The 19,268-nt window shown below is 70.5% G+C and carries 19 protein-coding genes, 1 tRNA gene and 1 pseudogene; 12 read left to right on the top strand and 9 right to left on the bottom strand.

Going from position 1 to position 19,268, the window contains the following annotated elements; genetic code table 11:
• Positions 1-46 precede the first annotated feature (46 nt).
• The 3 genes from AC5RWQ_RS12205 (at position 47) to AC5RWQ_RS12195 (ending at position 3,627) form a co-directional block, all read left to right on the top strand.
• Positions 47-2,170, top strand: coding sequence for an MMPL family transporter (locus AC5RWQ_RS12205; RefSeq protein ID WP_494282847.1), 2,124 nt, complete (start codon positions 47-49; stop codon positions 2,168-2,170).
• Positions 2,160-3,401, top strand: coding sequence for an FAD-dependent oxidoreductase (locus tag AC5RWQ_RS12200; RefSeq protein WP_494282846.1), 1,242 nt, complete (start codon positions 2,160-2,162; stop codon positions 3,399-3,401). Before AC5RWQ_RS12205 ends, AC5RWQ_RS12200 begins: the two co-directional genes overlap by 11 nt.
• Before the next feature lie 149 nt (positions 3,402-3,550).
• Positions 3,551-3,627: transfer RNA gene (locus AC5RWQ_RS12195), tRNA-Ile, on the top strand.
• A 14-nt stretch (positions 3,628-3,641) separates the two neighbouring features.
• Here the strand turns inward: AC5RWQ_RS12195 and AC5RWQ_RS12190 are convergent.
• From AC5RWQ_RS12190 to AC5RWQ_RS12175, 4 genes are all read right to left on the bottom strand, one after another.
• Positions 3,642-4,205, bottom strand: coding sequence for a site-specific integrase (locus tag AC5RWQ_RS12190; protein ID WP_494282976.1), 564 nt, complete (start codon positions 4,203-4,205; stop codon positions 3,642-3,644).
• Between the two features lie 6 nt (positions 4,206-4,211).
• On the bottom strand, positions 4,212-4,391 hold the full coding sequence (locus tag AC5RWQ_RS12185; RefSeq protein ID WP_494282845.1) for a hypothetical protein: 180 nt from the start codon (positions 4,389-4,391) through the stop codon (positions 4,212-4,214).
• Positions 4,392-4,797: 406 nt separating this feature from the next.
• On the bottom strand, positions 4,798-5,433 hold the full coding sequence (locus tag AC5RWQ_RS12180; RefSeq protein ID WP_494282844.1) for a hypothetical protein: 636 nt from the start codon (positions 5,431-5,433) through the stop codon (positions 4,798-4,800).
• Between the two features lie 44 nt (positions 5,434-5,477).
• On the bottom strand, positions 5,478-5,852 hold the full coding sequence (locus AC5RWQ_RS12175; protein WP_494282984.1) for a hypothetical protein: 375 nt from the start codon (positions 5,850-5,852) through the stop codon (positions 5,478-5,480).
• Here AC5RWQ_RS12175 and AC5RWQ_RS12170 point away from each other — a divergent pair.
• Positions 5,797-6,099 (top strand): annotated as a pseudogene (locus AC5RWQ_RS12170) (tyrosine-type recombinase/integrase); the annotation flags it as partial. The gene AC5RWQ_RS12175 and the pseudogene AC5RWQ_RS12170 overlap by 56 nt on opposite strands.
• Positions 6,100-6,106: 7 nt before the next feature.
• Positions 6,107-7,435 carry a hypothetical protein gene (locus AC5RWQ_RS12165; RefSeq protein WP_494282843.1) on the top strand — a complete coding sequence of 443 codons (1,329 nt, stop codon included), beginning with the start codon at positions 6,107-6,109 and terminating at the stop codon, positions 7,433-7,435.
• A gap of 335 nt (positions 7,436-7,770) precedes the next feature.
• On the opposite strand, the gene AC5RWQ_RS12160 is transcribed toward AC5RWQ_RS12165, so the two are convergent.
• From AC5RWQ_RS12160 to AC5RWQ_RS12145, 4 genes are all read right to left on the bottom strand, one after another.
• Positions 7,771-8,412: a GNAT family N-acetyltransferase gene (locus AC5RWQ_RS12160; RefSeq protein ID WP_494282842.1), complete on the bottom strand. Its 642-nt coding sequence runs from the start codon at positions 8,410-8,412 to the stop codon at positions 7,771-7,773.
• 147 nt (positions 8,413-8,559) lie between these two features.
• Entirely contained in the window at positions 8,560-9,078 is a 519-nt protein-coding gene (locus AC5RWQ_RS12155) for a hypothetical protein (RefSeq protein WP_494282841.1), read from the bottom strand.
• A 303-nt stretch (positions 9,079-9,381) separates the two neighbouring features.
• On the bottom strand, positions 9,382-10,092 hold the full coding sequence (locus AC5RWQ_RS12150) for an alpha/beta hydrolase (protein ID WP_494282840.1): 711 nt from the start codon (positions 10,090-10,092) through the stop codon (positions 9,382-9,384).
• A gap of 150 nt (positions 10,093-10,242) precedes the next feature.
• Positions 10,243-11,214 (bottom strand): helix-turn-helix transcriptional regulator, encoded by a 972-nt coding sequence (locus tag AC5RWQ_RS12145; RefSeq protein ID WP_494282839.1) that lies wholly within the window; start codon positions 11,212-11,214, stop codon positions 10,243-10,245.
• A gap of 92 nt (positions 11,215-11,306) precedes the next feature.
• On the opposite strand from AC5RWQ_RS12145, the gene AC5RWQ_RS12140 reads away from it, so the two are divergent.
• On the top strand, positions 11,307-11,747 hold the full coding sequence (locus AC5RWQ_RS12140; protein ID WP_494282838.1) for a VOC family protein: 441 nt from the start codon (positions 11,307-11,309) through the stop codon (positions 11,745-11,747).
• Positions 11,748-11,777: 30 nt separating this feature from the next.
• Here AC5RWQ_RS12140 and AC5RWQ_RS12135 read toward each other — a convergent pair whose 3' ends face one another.
• Positions 11,778-12,953 (bottom strand): zinc-dependent alcohol dehydrogenase, encoded by a 1,176-nt coding sequence (locus AC5RWQ_RS12135; RefSeq protein ID WP_494282837.1) that lies wholly within the window; start codon positions 12,951-12,953, stop codon positions 11,778-11,780.
• Between the two features lie 174 nt (positions 12,954-13,127).
• Here AC5RWQ_RS12135 and AC5RWQ_RS12130 point away from each other — a divergent pair, with 174 nt between their 5' ends.
• The 6 genes from AC5RWQ_RS12130 to AC5RWQ_RS12105 all read left to right on the top strand — a co-directional run bounded on the left by AC5RWQ_RS12130 (position 13,128) and on the right by AC5RWQ_RS12105 (position 19,257).
• Entirely contained in the window at positions 13,128-13,922 is a 795-nt protein-coding gene (locus AC5RWQ_RS12130; RefSeq protein WP_494282836.1) for a class I SAM-dependent methyltransferase, read from the top strand.
• Positions 13,923-13,987: 65 nt separating this feature from the next.
• Positions 13,988-14,374, top strand: coding sequence for a hypothetical protein (locus tag AC5RWQ_RS12125; protein ID WP_494282835.1), 387 nt, complete (start codon positions 13,988-13,990; stop codon positions 14,372-14,374).
• A gap of 422 nt (positions 14,375-14,796) precedes the next feature.
• Positions 14,797-15,066 carry a hypothetical protein gene (locus tag AC5RWQ_RS12120; protein ID WP_334485635.1) on the top strand — a complete coding sequence of 90 codons (270 nt, stop codon included), beginning with the start codon at positions 14,797-14,799 and terminating at the stop codon, positions 15,064-15,066.
• Positions 15,066-16,103: a hypothetical protein gene (locus AC5RWQ_RS12115; protein ID WP_494282834.1), complete on the top strand. Its 1,038-nt coding sequence runs from the start codon at positions 15,066-15,068 to the stop codon at positions 16,101-16,103. The genes AC5RWQ_RS12120 and AC5RWQ_RS12115 overlap by 1 nt, the downstream gene beginning before the upstream one ends.
• Before the next feature lie 180 nt (positions 16,104-16,283).
• On the top strand, positions 16,284-18,263 hold the full coding sequence (locus AC5RWQ_RS12110; protein ID WP_494282833.1) for a GTP-binding protein: 1,980 nt from the start codon (positions 16,284-16,286) through the stop codon (positions 18,261-18,263).
• 31 nt (positions 18,264-18,294) lie between these two features.
• Positions 18,295-19,257, top strand: a complete 963-nt coding sequence (locus AC5RWQ_RS12105) for a TIGR03560 family F420-dependent LLM class oxidoreductase (protein WP_494282975.1) — start codon at positions 18,295-18,297, stop codon at positions 19,255-19,257.
• Positions 19,258-19,268 lie beyond the last annotated feature (11 nt).

Here is a 19,268-nt window from a genome sequence, read left to right as displayed (position 1 = left end):
TTAGACTCCCGCTGCGTCGATTGGTGCGTCGATCTGAGGGGTGGAGATGGCCGGTAGACGGGGCCGCGGCATTGCCACGCTGGTCGCGGTGGCGGTCGTGCTGGGCTGGCTGGTGGTCGGGGGCATCGCCGGGCCGTACTCCGGCAAGCTCGGCGACGTCGCGACGAACGACAACGCCTCCTTCCTGCCCACCGACGCCGAGGCGACCCGGGCGCAGAACCTGGCCGCCGGCTTCGTCGAGAAGGAGACCACCCCCGCGCTGGTGATCTACGAGCGCACCTCCGGCATCACCGACGCCGACCGGCAGCGCGCCGCGGCGGACGTCGCCCGGTTCGGCGAGATCAAGGGCGTGGTCAAGCCGGTGCCCCCGCCCATCCCCAGCCAGGACGGCCAGGCCCTCCAGGTGGTCGTGCCGATCGACGGATCCGAGGGCGAACGGATCGGGGAGGTGGTCGACCAACTGCGCGGCATCGCCGGCGCCGACCGGGACGGCCTCACCGTGGACGTCGCCGGCCCGGCCGGCCTGCTCGCCGACCTGATCGAGGTGTTCGGCGCGATCGACGGGCCGCTGCTGCTGGTCACCCTGGTGGTGGTGCTGATCATCCTGCTGATCGTGTACCGCAGCCCGGTGCTCTGGATCGCCCCGCTGCTGGCCGCCGGGATGTCGTACTCGGTGGCGTCGGTCTTCGTCTACTACCTGGCGAAGAACGACGTGATCAAACTGAACGGGCAGGCGCAGGGCATCCTCACCGTGCTGGTCTTCGGCGCCGGCACCGACTACGCGCTGCTGCTGATCGCCCGCTACCGCGAGGAGCTGCACCGGCACGAGCGCCCCTGGGACGCCATGAAGACCGCCTGGCGGGGCGCCGCCCCGGCGATCGTCGCCTCCGGCGCCACCGTCATCGTCAGCCTGCTCTGCCTGCTGCTGTCCAGCCTCAACTCCAACCGGGCGCTCGGCCCGGTCGCCGCGGTCGGCATCGCCGCCACCCTGGTCGTGATGCTCACCTTCCTGCCCGCGCTGCTGGTGCTCGGCGGACGGTGGGCCTTCTGGCCGCGTAAGCCCCGGGCGGACCAGGCCGACCCGCAGAGCGAGCACGGCATCTGGAGCCGGGTCGCCGGCTTCGTCGCCCGCCGGGCCCGGGTGGTCTGGCTGACCACCGCCGTGCTGCTCGCCCTGCTCACCATCGGGCTCACCCAGCTCGGCGTCACCACCCTGGGCCAGTCCGACCTGTTCACCAAGCGCACCGACTCGGTCGCCGGGCAGGAGGCGATCGCCCGGCACTTCCCGGCCGGCACCGGCAGTCCGGCGACGATCTTCACCCGGCAGGAGACCGCCCAGCAGGTCGCCCAGGTGGCCCAGGGCGTACGCGGGGTCGCCGCCGTCCGCCCGGTCACCGGCGGGCAGGCCGGCCCGCCGGACCCGAACGCGCCCCCCAAGGTGGTCGACGGGCGGGTCGAGCTGGAGGCCACCCTCGCCGACCCGCCGGACAGCGACGGCGCCGAGCGGGCCATCCGCGACCTCCGCGCGGCGGTGCACCGGGTGCCCGGCTCCGACTCCGTCGTCGGCGGCTTCACCGCGATCAACGTGGACACCTCCGACGCGTCCACCCGGGACCGCAACGTGATCATCCCGGTGGTCCTGGTGGTGATCGCGGTGATCCTGGCGCTGCTGCTGCGCGCGCTGCTCGCCCCGCTGCTGCTGATCGCGACCGTGGTGCTGTCGTTCCTCGCCACGCTCGGGCTCTGCGCGCTGATCTTTCGGTACCTCCTCGACTTCCCCGGCGTCGACCAGTCGTTCCCGCTCTTCGCGTTCGTCTTCCTGGTCGCCCTCGGCATCGACTACAACATCTTCCTGATGAGCCGGGTCCGCGAGGAGTCCGTCAAGCGGGGCACCCGGGCCGGCGTGCTCGCCGGTCTCGCCGTCACCGGCGGGGTGATCACCTCCGCCGGCGTCGTGCTCGCCGCGACCTTCTCCGCGCTGGCCGTCCTCCCGCTGGTGGTGCTGGTGGAACTGGGCGTGACGGTCGCGGTGGGCGTACTCCTGGACACCATCGTGGTCCGCTCGCTGCTGGTGCCCGCGCTGTCGTACGACATCGGGCCGAAGATCTGGTGGCCCAGCCGGCTGTCGCGCGGGGCCCGGAACGAGACGGAGGCCGGGCGTGCTCGCTGAGACGGACGTCGTCATCGTCGGCGGTGGCCTCGCCGGACTGGCCGCCGCCCGGCGGCTGCACCGCGCCGGCGTGCCGTGGCGGCTGCTGGAGGCCGGCGGCCGGCTCGGCGGCCGGGTCGCCACCGACCGGGTCGACGGCTACCTGCTCGACCGCGGTTTCCAGGTGCTCAACACCGCCTACCCGAGGCTGGGCACCCTGCTCGACCTGGCCACCCTGGACCTGGGCTGGTTCACCTCCGGCGTGCTGGTGCGCCGCGGTGACCGGCTGGACCGGCTGGTCAACCCGCTGCGTCAACCCACCGGCGCGCCCGGCACCGCGCTGGCCGGCGTGGGAACGCTGCTCGACCGGCTGCGCTTCGCCGCGCTCGCCACCGGCTGCGCGACCCTGCCCACGAGCCGCCTGCTGAGCGCCACCGAGACGACCAGCGAGGTGGCGCTGCGCCGCGCCGGGCTCTCCGACGCCATCATCGAGGAGCTGATCCGGCCGTTCCTCTCCGGGGTCCTCATCGACCGGGAGCTGGAGACCTCCAGCCACGTCCTGGCGATGATCCTGCGGTCCTTCGTGCGCGGCCGGATCGGCCTGCCCGCGCGGGGAATGGCCGCGCTGCCCCAGGCGATCGCCGACCCGCTCCCCGCCGACCTGATCGAGCTGGACACCCCGGTCGCCGAGGTCACGCCCGGCCGGGTCCGCACCCAGGCCGGTGACATCGGCTGCCGGGCCGTCGTGGTCGCCGTGGACCCGCCCGCGGCGGGCAGCCTGCTGCCCGGCCTGTCCCGAGTACGGATGCACAGCTACACCACCTACTACCACAGCACCGACGACGCGCCGCTGGACGAGCCGATCCTGCTGCTCGACGGGGACCGCCGGGAACTGGTCGCCAACACCGTGGTGATCAGCAAGGCCGCGCCGACGTACGCGCCGGCGGGGCGGCACCTGGTGGCCACCTCGGTGGTCGGGACGTCCGCGCCGCCGGAGCCGATGATCCGGGGTGAACTGGACCGGCTCTACGGGCGGTCGACCGCGGACTGGACCCACCTGACCACCGTCTCCGTCCCCGACGCGCTGCCCGCCGCGCCGCCGCCGCAGGGGCGGCTGCGCAAGCCCGTCGCGCTGGGGGAGGGGCTCTTCGTCTGCGGGGACCACCGGGACAGCCCGTCCATCCAGGGAGCGCTGGCCAGCGGCTGGCGGACCGCGGGGGCGGTGCTGGCGGAGCTGCGCGCGGTCGGCTGAGCGGAGGACATCCGGCCCGCTTGTCGGGGCACTTGCGGGCGGCTGCTGACTGTTATCCTCGCGTAGCCCATCGTGCCGGCCCGGCGGGTTCCTGCCGGTTCGGTGGTGGCCGGTGATCCGGCGGGCGGGTTACGATCCGGCGCGGTATCGGGGCGGTAGCTCAGCGGGTTAGAGCAGGGGACTCATAATCCCTCGGTCGCGGGTTCGAGTCCCGCCCGCCCCACCACGGAAACGCCCTGTTCAGGCGGGGTGCTGACGGCTCGGACGAACCGCGTCAAGATCGGGACCCACGCCGTCAGTCCGCACTGAGTCCGCAGCAGCACGAGCCGCCGCACGGTCGAGGCGGTCCGCCACCTGGTCCAGGTCGTCCTCGAACAGGTTCGCGTAGACGTCCAGCGTCATCGCCGCAGAGGCGTGCCCGAGCATCCGCTGCACCGCCTTCACGTTGGCGCCCTCGGCCACCGCCAGACTTGCCGCCGTGTGCCGCAGCTCGTGCGGAGTGAGGCCGGCAAGACCGATCGACTCCGCAGCGCGATCGAAGACCCGGCGGCGGAAGTTGTTGTTACGCAACACCTCGCCGGCCGGAGACGTGAACACCAACTCGTCACGGGCGCGGCCGGCGATCTGCGCGGCCATCGGCTCGACCAGGAACCGGTGGAGCGGCACCGACCGGCGTTGGTGCGTCTTCGGCGTGCCGAACACCGCCCGACCGTTGACCTCGGTCACCGACTCCGCCACGAGCAGCCGACGCTTCACCAGGTCCACACGCCGCACTCGTAGCGCCGCCAGCTCGCCCCAACGCAGCCCCGTTTAGGCGAGCACCCGAATGATCAGCCCGTGCGGCTCTGCCGCCGCCGCCAGCTCGCCCACCTGGACGTGCGTCAGGAACACCTTCTCGGCGCGTCCCACCCGTGGCAACCGGACACCTGCCGAGACGTTCCGAGCGAGCCGGCCGTCACGAACCGCCAGCGCCAGCAGCAACGAGAACACCCGATGTGCCTGCCGAACGGTGGACGGCGCAAGCCCGCCTGCGTCATCCGCCGCACCCACTCGCCAACGTCAGCATGCGTCACTGCCGACAGCGGGACGCGTTCCCACACCGGAAGCACCTGCATCCGAAGGAGGCTGGCGTACCGCTGGCGGATCGACGGCTTGAGCTGCACCTGAAAGGCAGCGAGAGCATCGGCAACGACCGACAACGCACCCCACTCGACAACACGGCGGTCATGGCAAGCGGCGCCAGACAGCACCGGACGACATCCGCTGGTGTCACGTGCCCGTTTTCGGGACGACGAGGTCGTCGATTCAAATCCGGCCACCCACACCAGAGGTACGACGAGTCGAGGCCCCTCGGCGGAGGGGCCTCGACTCGTTCATTCGCCGGGACGGGTGCTGGTCAGCAGGGCTTGATCTTGTAGATCGGAGTCCAGTTGTAGCTGGTGCTGGAACTGTAGGCCCCAGGCGTCGAGTAGACCAGGCCACCGCTGTAGTTGTAGAAGCGAGCGACCGTGCCGCGGGTCTGGTTGTTCCGCCACGAGCCGTAGCCGGACCACGGCATGTTGTATGTGCCGCAGTAGTACCAACTGAGCTCGTCGCCGGAAAATCCCGTATAGCGGGAGGCACAGAAATAGCCGTTGTACTGGTCCCACAAACAAGGGCTGCCTGCGGCGACGAGTTGCGGCGCGGAGATGAAGTCCCGCGGGTGCTCCTCGCCCGGCACGGTGACAAGCAGCACGCCGCCGGCAAACTCGATTCTGTTCAGAGCGGTCTGCGTCCCGCCGACCTTTCGGAGGTAGCCGTCCACCTTCGCCTGAAGGGCTGACGTCTGCTCCCCGGAGAGCTTGCTGGCACGGGCCTGCTGGGCGAACGGACGGTCCTGCGCGACATCGCCCGGCGCGGCCTGCGCCGGAGCACCCCCGACCAGAACGGCGGCGAGCGCAATGGCGGCAGCGGTCAGTAGCTTTTGAATTCGCAACCGAATCTCCCCCGTGTTGTCCGGCCTGCGGCCGAGGTCGCAGAGCGACGGATCCATGCATTGCCGGGCACATTAACAGATGTTCATCGGTCGGGTGGCCCCTACAAGACCGCCCGCCCCTGCCAGCCCAACGCTGGCAGGGCTTGGAGCCGGTGGACGGCGTCCAGTTCCGTGACCACGCGGAGGCTTGGCAGCGCTCCCAGGAGATGTTCAAGGACAACCAAGAACTGCTCGCCCAGTGTCACCCGCGACAGCCCGGCCCCCAGGTCGTCGCCGTCCCACCGCACGAAGTCCCCGCCCAGCGGGTTGCCCGACACCAGCACCGTCCAGCGGCCCCGTTGGCGTTCGCCGCCCATCTTGACCATGGCGACCAGGCCACGGTCACCGAGCTGGACCAGCAACTCCGTCAGGCACCCCGTGCCAGACACGGCCACGCAGCGATTTAGCCGGATGGCCGCGCGCCTCGGCATCGCCACGAATTTGCACGCTCTGCGGCACTACTCGGCAACCGAGCTAATTGCAGTGGGGGTGGACGTCCGGACGGTTGCTGGTCGACTCGGCCATGGGAGAGGCGGCGCCACGATGCTGAGGGTGTATGCAGCGTGGTTGTCAGAATCGGATCAACGTGCCGCCGCCACCCTTGCGGCGCGGATGCCCTTCGGCCGAGTAGGGGCGCCGACGCAGCCAAGTGAAGGTTCTCGGAGGGGGCTGCAATCTATATGATGATCTGGTGCCCTCCAGGATAGAAAATTTAGACCAGATAGCTGCTCGTGCTGAAGCGGCTTCGATGAAATTCGAACGCCATACGACAGAAGAAGAGGATGAGTTCGGTAAGGCCTACGAGGATCCCTTCATTTTGCTCGAAATTCCCAACGGGCGCGACAAGCGAATGGTCACGGTTGGTGGCGACCATGCAGAAACGTTCTTGGCGTCCGGTTTTGATTCTTGGGTATTCTTGGGCGATTGGGCGGCCGTATACGAACGTGCCACTGGCAAGATTGAGGCGTTGATCGATGAGTTCAGCTCGGGTCAACTTCTGAGATCTTTAAGCTCGGCAATTGTGCGCATACATCGAGCGCGCTGCCGCGCAGAGGAGGCCGGCTGCCTTTCGCCGGAGTTGGCAGCCGCTTCCCCTGAGCCGAATGCTTTAAGGCTGATTAGTGCGAGTACCGCACCCTCGGTCCGTGCCGAGATATCTCCCGCCACAGCCCCCTTAGCGATGGCGGAGCGAGGTGCTGGCCGACTCGGGAACTCCCTGAGCCTGAAGCTGACAGTCGACCCAGGAATGCGGCACGATGACGCACTCAACCTATTGACGCGGCTCGCCTCAGCAATCTTCTTCGATCTGGACCTTTTGTACGATTGCTCCGCAAGGCTCGCTCTTCATCTAGTGAGAGATGTTCGAATACGGCCAAGGGGTGACGCCAGGAAACGTTATGAGAGGGTGGCGTATATTCCGCGCAACGCCTATGCGCCCGAGGCTCTTTCGCTTTATTCTTATGCGCGGTCCATAAGGGAAATGCCTCTGATGGTCTATCTGGCCTACTATCAGTCCATGGAGTTTTTCTTTCCTGCTCATCTGCATGCCGCCACTGTGAAGCGAATTAAGCAAAGACTGCGTGATCCTGGCTTCGACTTCGGAAGTGATAGTGAGGTAGCTAGCCTGATGCGGTTGGCGCAAGCTGCCGGCAAGGGCTTCACGTCAGAAGAGGAGCAACTCAAGATCCTCATTGGGAATTGCGTTGACAACTCCATGATTGCCGACTATGTGCGCGAAGACCCGGATCGTGAGAAGTTCCTTGCGAATGCTAAGCAGCTTGTAGGGGTTCCGCCATTAGTGTTGAGTGACAAAGGTTTTCCTGTCTCCGATCAAGTTGCCAAGCGAATTTATGCGATTAGGTGTCGAATTGTGCACGCAAAGGAGGACGGCGGTCCGCGAGGCATTGAGTTGCTGTTGCCTAACAGTCCCGAGGCTCGCAAATTAAGCGTGGATACGGGTCTGATCCGGTTCCTGGCGCAGCGGATCATCCTCGCTAACTCCTCACAGGCTGCTTGGTAGGAGCGATATCATATGGTAATGGAGCTCGCAGTTGCTGCTGCCGCGACGGCGCATGCCCTCCTGTTGGAGTCGTTGCCCAGGAGGTGGCGTCACGTTGAAGCCGTAGCGAACAAGGCTCTGCGGATATCGGCTGTCCTGCCTGGACGTGAGCGATCTGTGCTCATTGCGGCGGCGCAGAATTCAGCATCATCGGGTCCGGTGATAAGGCGGTAGCCGAGCGGCTCAGGAAGGTCTGACACCGTCGTATTGTTCCCGCCCGGCTGTGCCCGGGCCGAGTCCCGGCTGCCACTCCGTCTTGGTCGGCCGCACGACCAGCGGCAGATCCGGATACCCGCTCAAAGGCCAAAGGACGCTCGGCAGGCGTCCATGCCGTCAACCGTCACGGCGGGCCGCTTCTGCTGGCGCCAGCTATGCAGAGTCAGACGCAAACGGTCGGAGACCACCGCTTCACCGCCGCGCGCGTCGACGGAGATGCCGTCGTGCTCGTAGCCGAGTTTGCGGGAGACGCCCTGAGAGGAATGGTTGTCCTGAAACACCTCGGTCAGCGCAGCGGTGGCACCGAGATGATCGAAGGCAAGGGTGAGTAGTCCGACCCTCGCTTCGGTTCCGTACCCCTTGCCTTGGTGCTCCACGCCGAGCCAGGACGACGTCGTCACCTGCCGAACCACCGGGAAGTCGTGTGCGCGAAGTGTGACCACGCCGATCGGGTGTCCCGCGCGGAAGACGCCCATCCCCAGTCGCCACGCTGCCACGTCCCACGAGGCAAGCTGGTGCCAGTGTCCCTGTAGGACGAACCGCGCCCGGTCGGCACGGGTGCCGTCGGTCCACGGGGTGAGGAATGGCCGCTCGCCGGGTGGATGCACGCCCTCACCTGCGAGGTCGGCGAGTTCAGCGAGCTCCTCCTCGCGTGGTAGGCGCAGCTGCAGGTGCGGTGTGGCGATGGTCAGCCCATATTGAGGCCACAGATCAGCGAGCATGTGCCACATCTTGTCGACCAGGATCTGCCTGCGCTACCGACATACACCGGCCCCACTGATCTCGGCACGATCGCACGCCCGTGCGTCGCTGGAGGTCCCTCAGATGGTGATCCACACGGATCGCGGCAGCTGCGGGCGTTCGCAAGCTCAACCACGGCCGGCATACAGGTACACCGTGACCGAGCCAGGTACGCCGAGGTCGACCGGGAGAGAGCGACGTGTGCCGTCGGTCGTAGGTTGCTCCTCGTCGATGCCGGATACGGTCTTGGCGGTCTCGGGCTTCCGCAGGTTGCCACCGCCGACGTTGTGCTTCGCGGTGACTGCTCGAAGTCCGGGAGTGAGGGGCGCGGTGACCGCCGCCGACGCGATGAAGGAGTCGAGTTCGTTGCGAGGCAGGCGGATCTTTGCCGAGAGCCGCGTTTCCAGGCCGTTGCTGTAGGCGGCGGACAGCATCACGGCACCCGGTGGAAGGGTTACGTGGGCGACGGCCTCAACCTGGGACGCGCTGGCGACCTCCGGCGCGGACTGCAGGTCCGAGCCACCGAAGTGCTCGCCCAGTCCAACCACCGCACACGTGACGAGTGACAGGGTCAGACTGATGCACGCGAGTACGACTGCAATTGGCCCGACCAGGCTCCCGCGCTTCGGTGAGACGGTCTCGATCATGGGCAGACATTACCTCCGCACGCAAGCACCCCGAACAAGTCACTTGGCGCAGCTCCTTGGTGCTCTGTGCGCGAATTCCCGCTGCTGAATCCGCATGCGCCCAGGTCGGCGGGACGGGCATTTGATCTCGTAATCCTCGGTTGCGGGGTTCGAGTCCCGCCCGCTGCGGACGATTCCACGATCCCGGGTGCCGACGGCCCCGCCCACCCGACGCTCGCGGTTTCCACCGGTACTCGCCCAACGTGCTCGAACTCGCCGGGATGGAGAGCTTCGAACGGCTGTAGCCCGAGGAAGAAGTACGGCTCAGCCGACCGGCGAGCACCAGCTGGCAGACATGGCGATGATGCTGGCGGCAACCGCGTCCGGTGCTACCAGCTGGTGCAGATGATGGCCGGGGACGTGGTCGACGTCCCAGCCACGTTCCCGCGCGTCCTGCGCCGCCTGGTCGTATGGCGGGCCGAACAGCAGATACCCGCACGGCGCGGTGTCCCAGCCGTCCGGCACCGGCACCTGTTCCTCGTAGTAGCGCAGGGGCAGCCTGGGCTGCTCGGCCGAAACGCCCCGCCGGGTCTGCGGATCCGGAAACATCGGCGCGACGTCGGACTCGTCCCACCACTGCGTCCATGGCGGTAGCCGGCCACCGGTCACCTTCGGCCGCAGAAAGTCGAGCAGCTCGGGCGGCGCGACCGGCGTCGGTCCGGTGCGGGCGGGCAACGCCGCGTCCACGAACAGGCAGCCGGCTACCCGTGGCCGGACAGCCTCGGCGATGACCGGGACGAAGAGCCCGGCATTACTGTGCGCCACCAGTACGACCGGTTGGCTCGGCGGCAGCTGGCCGATGGCCCTGCCGACGGCCTCCGCGACGAACGGCCAGAACGGCGGACCCGCGTCCGCCACGCCGAGCAGCGAGGGCACCACCGCCGTGGCGCCGGCAGCCTTCAGCCTCGCCTCCACCGGCGCCCAGGTCAGCGGCCCCGCCGACGGGCTGTGCACAAGAACGAACGCGGCATCCATCGGTTCACCTTCCATGACATCCGCCGCCCACCGCCATCCGCTCTGCCGACAGCAGACACCGCAGGCTCACGCATCACCGCCCAGTGACAGCCGTTGGCTTGGCTGTCAGCCGAGCCAACTCCATCGCGTCGGGTCGACGTGGCATGGCGCTCACCGGCGCGGATCCGCGCCATGAGCGCCGACCACGCGGGTGAGGCGGTCCGCCAGCGCCCTCAGCTCGTCCACCAGCTCGGGCGGTTCGAGGACGGTGAAGTCCGGCCCGAGGCCCGCCAGTCGCACAGCGAGGTAGGTCAGCGAATCCGCCCCCGTGGTCAGCAGGCAGCTGCCGTCGTCGACGGCTTCGACGACTCCGGCGGTGGCGGGAATCCGCGCGCCGACGACGTGCGCTGGTGCGTGTACCCGGATGCGGGCCTGGAACCGGTAGGGCGCCGTCGTGATCGCACCGGCCACGAACGCCGCCGCGTCCGGCGGGTCGTGGGGTGTGAAGCGGGGCCCGCTGGTGAGCGGTCCACTGATGCGGTCCACGCGGAACGTACGCCAGTCGTCTCGTTCCCGGTCGCGGGCGACCAGATACCAGCGCCGACCGGTGTGGACCAGCCGGTGCGGCTCCACCGTGCGTGCGCTGACACTGCCGTCGTGCCGCTGGTAGGCGAAGCCCAACCGTTGCTGGCTCTGGCAGGCCTCGGCGAGCGCGACGAGGACATCCGGGTCGACCGTGGCCGCCTGCGATTCCAGCGGGACGGTGGCCAGCTTCAGGGCCGCGGTGCGGGTACGCAGCCGGGCCGGAAGTATCCGTTCGAGCTTTGCCAGTGCGCGCAGTGCGGTCTCGGCGATCCCGGTCGCCGTGGAGCTCGTCGCGGTACGCAGGCTGAGGGCGACCGCGACCGCTTCCTCGTCGTCGAGCAACAGCGGTGGCAGCGTCGTCCCGGCGCCGAACCGGTAGCCACCCGCGACCCCGGGCGCCGCGTGGACGGGATAGCCGAGCTCACGAAGCTTGGCCACGTCGCGGCGCAGCGTCCGCACGGTGACACCGAGGCGACCGGCCAGCTCCGGCCCGGTCCACTCCGGCCGTGACGGCAGCAGGGACAGCAGCCGTAGGAGGCGGGCGGAGGCGTCGAGCACGTTGCCAGTGTTCCACCGAACGAGGACCTAAAGTGTCCGCAATTACGGCTAGCGTTGCGCACGAAGCGGCACATCGAGAGGAGATGGCGGCGATGGCGTACGAGTTTCAGGTGACGGTGGGCTGCGCGGATCCGCACACGCTGGCGGACTGGTGGGCCGAGACGCTGGGCTGGCAGGTCGAGCCCTCGGACGAGGCGTTCATCCGCCGGATGATCAGCGCCGGGTACGCCACGGAGAGCGACACGAAGCTGCACGACGGCGTACTCGTCTGGAAGGAGGGGGCGGCGATCGCCCACCCGGAGGGTCTGCAGCGCGCGCCGAGGATGCTGTTCCAGCTGGTCCCCGAGCCGAAGACGGTGAAGAACCGGATGCACCTGGACGTGCGTATCGGCACCGACGACGTGGAGCCGACAGTGGCGGGCCTGGTCGCGCGCGGGGCCACGTTCCTGCACAACGGCCGGCAGGGCCCGCACACCTGGGTCACGCTCGCCGACCCCGAGGGCAACGAGTTCTGCGTGTCGCAGTCCGCGTGAGGAGGCGGCCCGCCGAGTCAGGGCCACGATTCAGCGGGCGGGCTCGAAGACCGCGCGTACGCAACCGTCGGTCCTGTTCTTGAACATGTGGTAGCCGCGGGGAGCGTCGTCGAGTGACATGGTGTGCGTCGCGAGGTGTTCGGTGACCAGCTCGCCGCGGGCCATCCGTTCGAGCAGCATCGGGATGTAGCGGTGTCCGTGCTGTTGGGCGCCGCGCACGGTCAACCCCTTGTTCGTCAGCGCGCCGACCGGGAACTTGTCCATCGGCCCCGCGTACCCGCCCAACAGGAAGACGCTGCCGCCCTTGCGGCAGTGGTGGACCGCCTCCCGAGCGGCGATCGGCCGGTCGGATGCCCGGCGCAGCCGCTGCTTGAGCTGGTCGTACCAGTACCGCGGGCCGGTGCTGTGCGACTCCATCCCGACCGCCTCGATGCACACGTCCGGGCCGCGCCCGCCGCTACGTTCCCGCAGCTCGCCACCGATGTCCTGGGTCCGGTAGTTCAGTGTCTCGACGCCCACGTACGTCGCGGCCATCCGCAGCCGATCGTCGAGCTGGTCGATGATGACGACCCGTTCGGCACCCAGCAGGACGGCCGCGCGGGCCGCCAGCTGACCCACCCCGCCCGCGCCCCACACCGCGACCACGTCGCCCGGCCGCACGCCGGCGAGGTCCGCTCCCATCCAGCCGGCGGGGGCGGCGTCGGAGGCGAACAGGGCGCGCTCGTCGCTCACCCCTTCCGGCACGGTGAAGGCGCCCTGGTCGGCGTAGGGGACCCGGATGTACTCGGCGTGGCTGCCGGCGAAGCCGCCCAGCGCGTGGGAGTAGCCGTAGCAGCCGGCGGGCGCGAAGCCCCAGGCTGCCTCGGTGATCGCCGGGTTGGTGTTGCCGTTGTCGCACAGGGAGAACTGTTCCTGCCGGCAGTACCAGCAGCGGCCGCAGGAGACGAACGAGCAGACCACCACCCGGTCGCCCACCCTGTGCCTGCGTACCCGCGGACCGACCTCGACCACCTCGCCCAGGAACTCGTGGCCGAGGACGTCACCGCGCTCCAGGAACGGGATGTGGCCGCCGAGGAGATGCAGATCGGCGCCGCAGGTGACGGTCTTGCGTACCCGGACGATCATGTCCTGCTCGTTGCGCAGCTGCGGCTCCGGCACCTGGGTCACCGCAAGCTCGTTCGCGCCCTGCCACACCAGTGCCTTCATCCCCGCCCCACGGCGCTTCCGAATGTCTCAGGAACGGCGCCCAAGGAAACGGCACCAACACGGGCGGATTCTCCTATATCGCTCAGCGGTGCCACCGCTGATTCCGACACTTCGCCCGTACGCCCGCTCGTCCAGGGAGCGCGAAGCCACCGACGTGGCCCGTATGGTGTGCGCATGGCGGACCAGGTCTGGGCCGACGGCGCGGCCTACGAGGCGTACGTCGGTCGGTGGAGCCGTCAGGTGGCGGACGCCTTCGTGCGCTGGCTGGACCAGCCGCCCGGGCGGCGCTGGCTCGACGTGGGCTGCGGCACCGGGGCGCTGACCTCGACCGTGCTCGGCCTCGCCGACCCGCGCACCGTCACCGGCGTCGACACCTCCACCGGGTTCGTCGCGCACGCCCGCCACCGGATCGCCGACCCGCGCGTCACCTTCGAGGTCGGTGACGCCCGCGAGCTGCCCCTGGCCCACCACGACGTCGACGTCGTCGTCAGTGGACTGGCGCTCAACTTCGTCCCCGAGCCGCCCCGCGCCGTCGCCGAGTTCGCCCGGGTCCTCCGGCCGGGAGGCGTCGCCGCCGCGTACGTCTGGGACTACGCCGAGGGCATGGCCATGATGCGCCACTTCTGGGATGCGGCCGTGCTGTGCGACCCCGCCGCGGTGGAACGGGACGAGGCCCGGCGGTACGCGATGTGCCGGCCGGAGCCGCTGCGGGCGCTCTGGGCGGGAGCCGGGCTGCGGGACGTGACGGTACGCCCCGTCGACGTGCCCACCGTCTTCGCCGACTTCGACGACTTCTGGACCCCGTTCCTCGGTGGGCAGGGCTCCGCGCCCGGCTACGTCGCCTCGCTCGCCGAGCCGGACCGGGAGGCCCTGCGCGAGCTGCTGCGCACCCGGGTACCGACCGGTGCCGACGGGACGATCCGGCTCACCGCCCGCGCCTGGGCGATCCGGGGCGCCCCAGCGGTCTGACGCCGCGGCCGACCGTGAGTAGGGATGCTCATCCGCGCCGCCGCCCGCGCCGGAAGGATCGGACCGTGAACAAGACGACGCGTGCTCTCCTCGCCGGGCTGCTCCTCGCCCTGGCGACCGTCGCCACCTGGTGGGCCTGGCTGGGCTGGGACACCGGCTACACCACCGACCCGGAGACCGGCGCGACCAGCGGGCCGTACCAGCCGTGGCAGGTGGTCGGCTGCGTGCTCACCCTGGCCGTGGTCGCCGCCGTGGCGGGCTGGTGGCTGCGACCGTGGCTGGTCGTCCCGGTGATGACCCTCGCCTTCACCGCGGCCTGGGCGGTGCGTGCGGCGTCGACCGACGACAGCGGGCTGTGGGCGGTCGGGGCGGTGCTGGTGCTGGTCGGGACGGGGGTCGGCGTGACGGTGGTGAGCGGGGGAGCGCACCTGCTGCGTCGACGCAGGCGCTGAGCCTGTCGCCAGGCCACCCGGGCACGGCACCGCGAAGAGCGCCATCACCTGCTCGGACATCGTCTCCGACAAATACCCGACTGGACGCGCGAGCCTCCCCAGGGCACTGTTTATGCAGGTGAGAGGGCTGCGGGTGGCGGGCCACATCCCATTCCTCCGGCCCGGCGGGCGACCTGACGGTCCCCGCCGACGCCGCCATCGCCGCGCCCGGCCGGAGTCGACCGTGGCGGACACGGCCCTGCCGGTCCGACCGCGTACCCGGCCCCGTCGGGTCGGGTCGTGCCGCCCCGGGCGCCAGGGCGCGGTGCGGTTCCGTCAGGACAAGGACGTCACCACCTCCGGCCGGCGCGCCGGCGGCCCCTTCCGCTGATCGCGGCGGCCCGCGTGCTACGACCGGGCGAGCAAGAGAGGAGGGGGCGGACATGGCCGCTCCCACCGTCAGCGCAAGCCTGAACGCATCCACCTACTCGCCGGGCGATCAGATGACCCTCACGGTCACCTACGGCGACCCGGACACGAAGCCCGTCACGGTCACCATCGTGGTGACCGACTCGCAGGGCAACAGCAGCGCCCCGGTCAAGGTCACCGCGGTGATCGACCCGCTGACCCTGACCGTCACCGACGACTCCGGTCGTACCTGGACGAAGGTCTCGGACACCGGCGGGGTGGCCGTGTACCGGGCGGTGGCGTGATGCCCCGCGTCACCGTGACGGTCCGCGACAACGGCGGGCGCACCGCCATCGCGACCGCCGACTACACGATCGCCCCGCCGGTGCTGGGCGGCTACTACCTCTCCGGGAACGCCGATCCGACGGCCGACATGACGGGCGGCAACTTCCGCTCGCTCACCCAGTACCGCAGCCTCGCCGACGGGTACACCTTTCCCGGGTACAACAAGGGGTGGCTGCTCACCCTGGGGCAGAACGGCATCAAGATCAACATGGTGCTGGAGCTGAAGCACTACGGCAACGCCAACACCGGGGCGCAGACGTTCACGGTCGACGGGGTGAGCTACACCGTGCCCGCCCCGGCGATGACCATCCAGCAGCGGCCGGGCACCACCTGGCCGAAGGCGTACGGGTACGGGCAGGTGCTGGCCGGCCAGTGCGACGGGCTCTTCGCCCGGGCACTGTCCCAGTACCGCGCGATGGGCTTCGCGGTGACCATCCAGCTCGCCTCCGAGCTGGACACCGACCACGAGTTCGGCACCACCGAGTCGGGGGTGTCGTACAACTGGGCGGACTCGGACGCCCGGGCGGTGCAGGCGATGACGTACATCGTGAACTGGTTCCGGGCCCGGGCGCTGCCGGCCGGCACCACCTTCTCGGTGGGATCGGGCGGCTTCGACCGGGCGTGCTTCCAGCGCACCCACCCGGAGTCGTTGATGTCCCGGCTGGACTTCCTCCAGTGGAACGTCTACGCCACCGATCCCAGCCACACGGCGCTCGGCCGGTTCCGCCGCACGAAGGACTGGGCGGTGGCCGACCTCGGCCCGGTGGCGCTCTCCCGGCCGGTGATCATCGCCGAGTGGGGGGTGCGGGTGGCCGAGTTCCCCGACCAGGCCGCCTGGATCGCGACCGTCCCGTCGGCCATCGCCCAGCTCAACGCCGAGCGGGGCCCGCGGATCGTCCGGACCAACTACTTCAACTCGGGTTGGGGCACCCTGTCGCCGAAGGCGACCGGGCTGGCGGCGCTGCGTTCGGCGTACGCCACCAAGCCGTACGTGTGACGGGGCCGGTGGCGTCGGGGCCGGCCCCGACGCCACCGCGCGGTGGAATTCGCTGGACGCCCCCGCCGGGCGGTGCCAGCCTGGCGACAACGCGGTCACCGACGACGGGAGCAGGAACGATGCGCCGACTCGACAACTTCCCGCCCATCCGGACGCGAGTTATCGAGGACCCGTCAACCCATGCAGACCGTCAACATCGGCATCCTGGCGCACGTCGACGCCGGTAAGACCAGCCTAACCGAGCGCCTGCTCTTCGACACCGGCGTCATCGACCGCCTCGGCAGCGTCGACGCCGGCACCACCCGTACCGACACCGACGAGATCGAACGCCGGCGCGGCATCACCATCCGCTCCGCGGTGGCCGGCTTCACCGTCGGCCGGCGCCGGGTCAACCTGATCGACACCCCCGGCCACGCGGACTTCGTCGCCGAGGTCGAGCGGGCGCTCGGCGTGCTCGACGGCGCCGTCCTGGTGCTCTCCGCGGTCGAGGGCGTGCAACCGCACAGCCGCCTGCTGATGCGCACCCTCACCGCCCTTCGGCTGCCCACGCTGCTCTTCATCAACAAGATCGACCGGGCCGGCGCCCGGGTCGACGACCTGCTCGCCGACGTCGCCCGGCTGCTCACCCCGGCGGCCATGCCGATGGGCACGGTCCGCGCGCCCGGCACGGCCGAGGCCACCTTCATCGGGTACGACCACCGCGCCCCCGAGGCCGTCACGCGCTGGGCCACCACCCTCGCCGACCACGACGACCGGCTGCTCGCCGCGCTCGTCGAGGAGCGTACCCCCGGGCGCCGGCAGGTCCGCGCCGTGCTGCGCGACCGGACCGCCGCCGGGGTGGTGCACCCGCTCTGGTTCGGCTCGGCGCTCACCGGCGCGGGCGTCCCCGAGCTGCTGGCCGGGATCGCCCACCTGCTGCCGCCGTCCCCGCCGGCCGAGCCGGCGCTGCGGGCCCGGGTCTTCGCCGTGGAACGCGACCCCGGCGGGGAGAAGGTCGCGCACGTCCGCTCGTACGGCGGGGAGCTGCGCCGCCGGCGGCGGGTGAGCGTGTACCGGCGGGAGCCGGACGGCCGGGTGACCCGGCACCGGGGACAGGTCACCGCGCTGGACGTGGCGGGCGACCCGACCGCCGACCGGCTCACCGCCGGGCGGATCGCCCGGCTGCGCGGTCTGCCGGAAGCCCGGATCGGCGACCAGCTCGGCACCGCCGACGGGCTCGAGAACCGCCAGCACTTCCCGCCGCCCAGCCTGGAGACGGTGGTCCGGCCGGCCCGGCCCGACCAGGCCGCCGCCCTGCACGCCGCACTGCTCACCCTGGCCGACGCCGACCCGCTGATCCGGACCCGGGTGACGCCGGACGGGGAGAGCGCGGTGCTGCTCTACGGGGAGGTGCAGCGGGAGGTGCTCGCCGCGACCCTGGCCGAGCGGTACGGCGTCGAGGCGCGCTTCGCCCCGAGCCGGCTGATCCACCTGGAACGGCCGGTCGGCGTCGGTACTGCCGAGGAGATCATCGGCAACGGCTTCCTGGCCACCGTCGGGCTGCGCGTCGAACCGGGGCGGGGCGTGCGCTACCGGCTGGCCGTCGAGCGCGGCTCGCTGCTGCCCGCCTTCCACGTCGCGATCGAGGTGGCCGTGCACACCGCGCTGGAGCAGGGCGTGCACGGCTGGCCGGTCACCGACGTCACGGTCACCCTGATCCGCAGCGGCTACTGGGCGCCGGTGAGCAGCGCCGGCGACTTCCGTGCCCTCACCCCGTACGTGCTGGCCCAGGCGCTGGCCCGGGCCGGCACCCGGGTGCACGAGCCGTGCCACCGGTTCGAGGTGGAGGTGCCGCAGGATCGGCTGGGCGCGGTGACCGGACAGCTGGCCGGGCTGGCGGCGCGCATCGACGGCACCCTGCCCGGCCGGGGAAGCTGGCGGGTCACCGGCGAGCTGCCGGCCCGGCTGGTTCCCGAGGCGCGGCGCCGGCTGCCCGACCTCTCCGGCGGGGAGGGGCTGTGGTGGTCCGAGCCGTACGGGGACCGGCCGGTGGCGGGGGAGCCGCCCCGCCGGGCGCGCGGCGACGGCAACCCGTACGACCGGGTCGAGTACACCCGCTTCCTGGCCCGGCGGGACCTGGGTACGCCGGGGCCGCCCGGGCCACTACCCTCGCCGGGGTGATCCGGAAAAACGAGGAGACGGCGTGAGCGGGATGCGGTGGGGCGTGGTGCTGCCCCAGGGCTGGCGGTCGGACCTCACCCACCTCGCCGACCCGGTCGCGCAGTTCGAGGCGATGGTCGGGGTGGCCCGGGAGGCCGACGAGCTGGGCGCCGACTCGGTCTGGCTCTACGACCACGTGCAGGCCGTCTCGGGTGAGCCGGAGACCACCTTCGAGTGCTGGACCAGCCTTGCCGCGATCGCCCGGGAGACCCGCCGGGTCCGGCTCGGGCAGATCGTCACCTGCAACAGCCTGCGCAACCCGGCGCTGCTGGCCAAGATGGCGTCCACCCTGGACGTGGCCAGCGGCGGCCGGGCCTTCCTCGGCCTGGGCGCCGGCTGGGACCAGCGCGAGTACGACGCCTACGGCTACGAGCAGCCGTACCCGTCGACGGGGGAGCGGCTGGGCCGGCTGGACGACGCCGCCCGGGTGGTCTCCACCATGCTGCGCCAGCCGGTCTCCACCGTCGAGGGCCGGTACCACTCGGTGCGCGACGCGCAGAACGTGCCGGTCGGGGTGCAGCGCCCGTACGTTCCGTTGCTGGTCGGCGGGGCGGGCGAGAAGCGCACCCTGCGCACGGTGGCCCGCTACGCCGACGCCTGCAACCTGACCGACCACACGGACCCGGCCTTCTACCGGCAGAAGCTGGACGTGCTGGCCGGGCACTGCGCCGACGTCGGCCGCGACTACGACCGCATCCTGAAGACCGCCTCGCTGTCGGTCTTCACCGGCGCGACCGAGGCCGAGGTGACCGGCCGGCTCACCCCGCACCTGCGCGGGCGGGAGCGGGTCGAGGTGGCCGCCGGCAGCGCGGTCGGCACCCCGGAGCGGCTCGTCGAGATCTTCCTCGGCCTGCGGGACGCGGGCATCGAGTACCTGATGCTCTACTTCCACGAGCCGACCGACCCGGAGCCGATCCGGCTCTTTGCCCGCGAGGTGGCCCCGCACCTGGCCTGATCCGTCAGTCG

It is taken from the genome of Micromonospora sp. BS32 (assembly GCF_059089345.1).
This window is presented reverse-complemented; position numbering and strand designations above follow the sequence as displayed.

Bases quoted from the DNA above. Each gene is read 5' to 3' on its own strand.
- AC5RWQ_RS12205 (WP_494282847.1), top strand. From the start codon at position 47: ATGGCCGGTAGACGGGGCCGCGGCATTGCCACGCTGGTCGCGGTGGCG.
- AC5RWQ_RS12180 (WP_494282844.1), bottom strand. From the start codon at position 5,433: ATGGATCCGTCGCTCTGCGACCTCGGCCGCAGGCCGGACAACACGGGG.
- AC5RWQ_RS12160 (WP_494282842.1), bottom strand. From the start codon at position 8,412: ATGCTCGCTGATCTGTGGCCTCAATATGGGCTGACCATCGCCACACCG.
- AC5RWQ_RS12155 (WP_494282841.1), bottom strand. From the start codon at position 9,078: ATGATCGAGACCGTCTCACCGAAGCGCGGGAGCCTGGTCGGGCCAATT.
- AC5RWQ_RS12150 (WP_494282840.1), bottom strand. From the start codon at position 10,092: ATGGATGCCGCGTTCGTTCTTGTGCACAGCCCGTCGGCGGGGCCGCTG.
- AC5RWQ_RS12140 (WP_494282838.1), top strand. From the start codon at position 11,307: ATGGCGTACGAGTTTCAGGTGACGGTGGGCTGCGCGGATCCGCACACG.
- AC5RWQ_RS12135 (WP_494282837.1), bottom strand. From the start codon at position 12,953: ATGAAGGCACTGGTGTGGCAGGGCGCGAACGAGCTTGCGGTGACCCAG.
- AC5RWQ_RS12130 (WP_494282836.1), top strand. From the start codon at position 13,128: ATGGCGGACCAGGTCTGGGCCGACGGCGCGGCCTACGAGGCGTACGTC.
- AC5RWQ_RS12120 (WP_334485635.1), top strand. From the start codon at position 14,797: ATGGCCGCTCCCACCGTCAGCGCAAGCCTGAACGCATCCACCTACTCG.
- AC5RWQ_RS12115 (WP_494282834.1), top strand. From the start codon at position 15,066: ATGCCCCGCGTCACCGTGACGGTCCGCGACAACGGCGGGCGCACCGCC.
- AC5RWQ_RS12110 (WP_494282833.1), top strand. From the start codon at position 16,284: ATGCAGACCGTCAACATCGGCATCCTGGCGCACGTCGACGCCGGTAAG.
- AC5RWQ_RS12105 (WP_494282975.1), top strand. From the start codon at position 18,295: ATGCGGTGGGGCGTGGTGCTGCCCCAGGGCTGGCGGTCGGACCTCACC.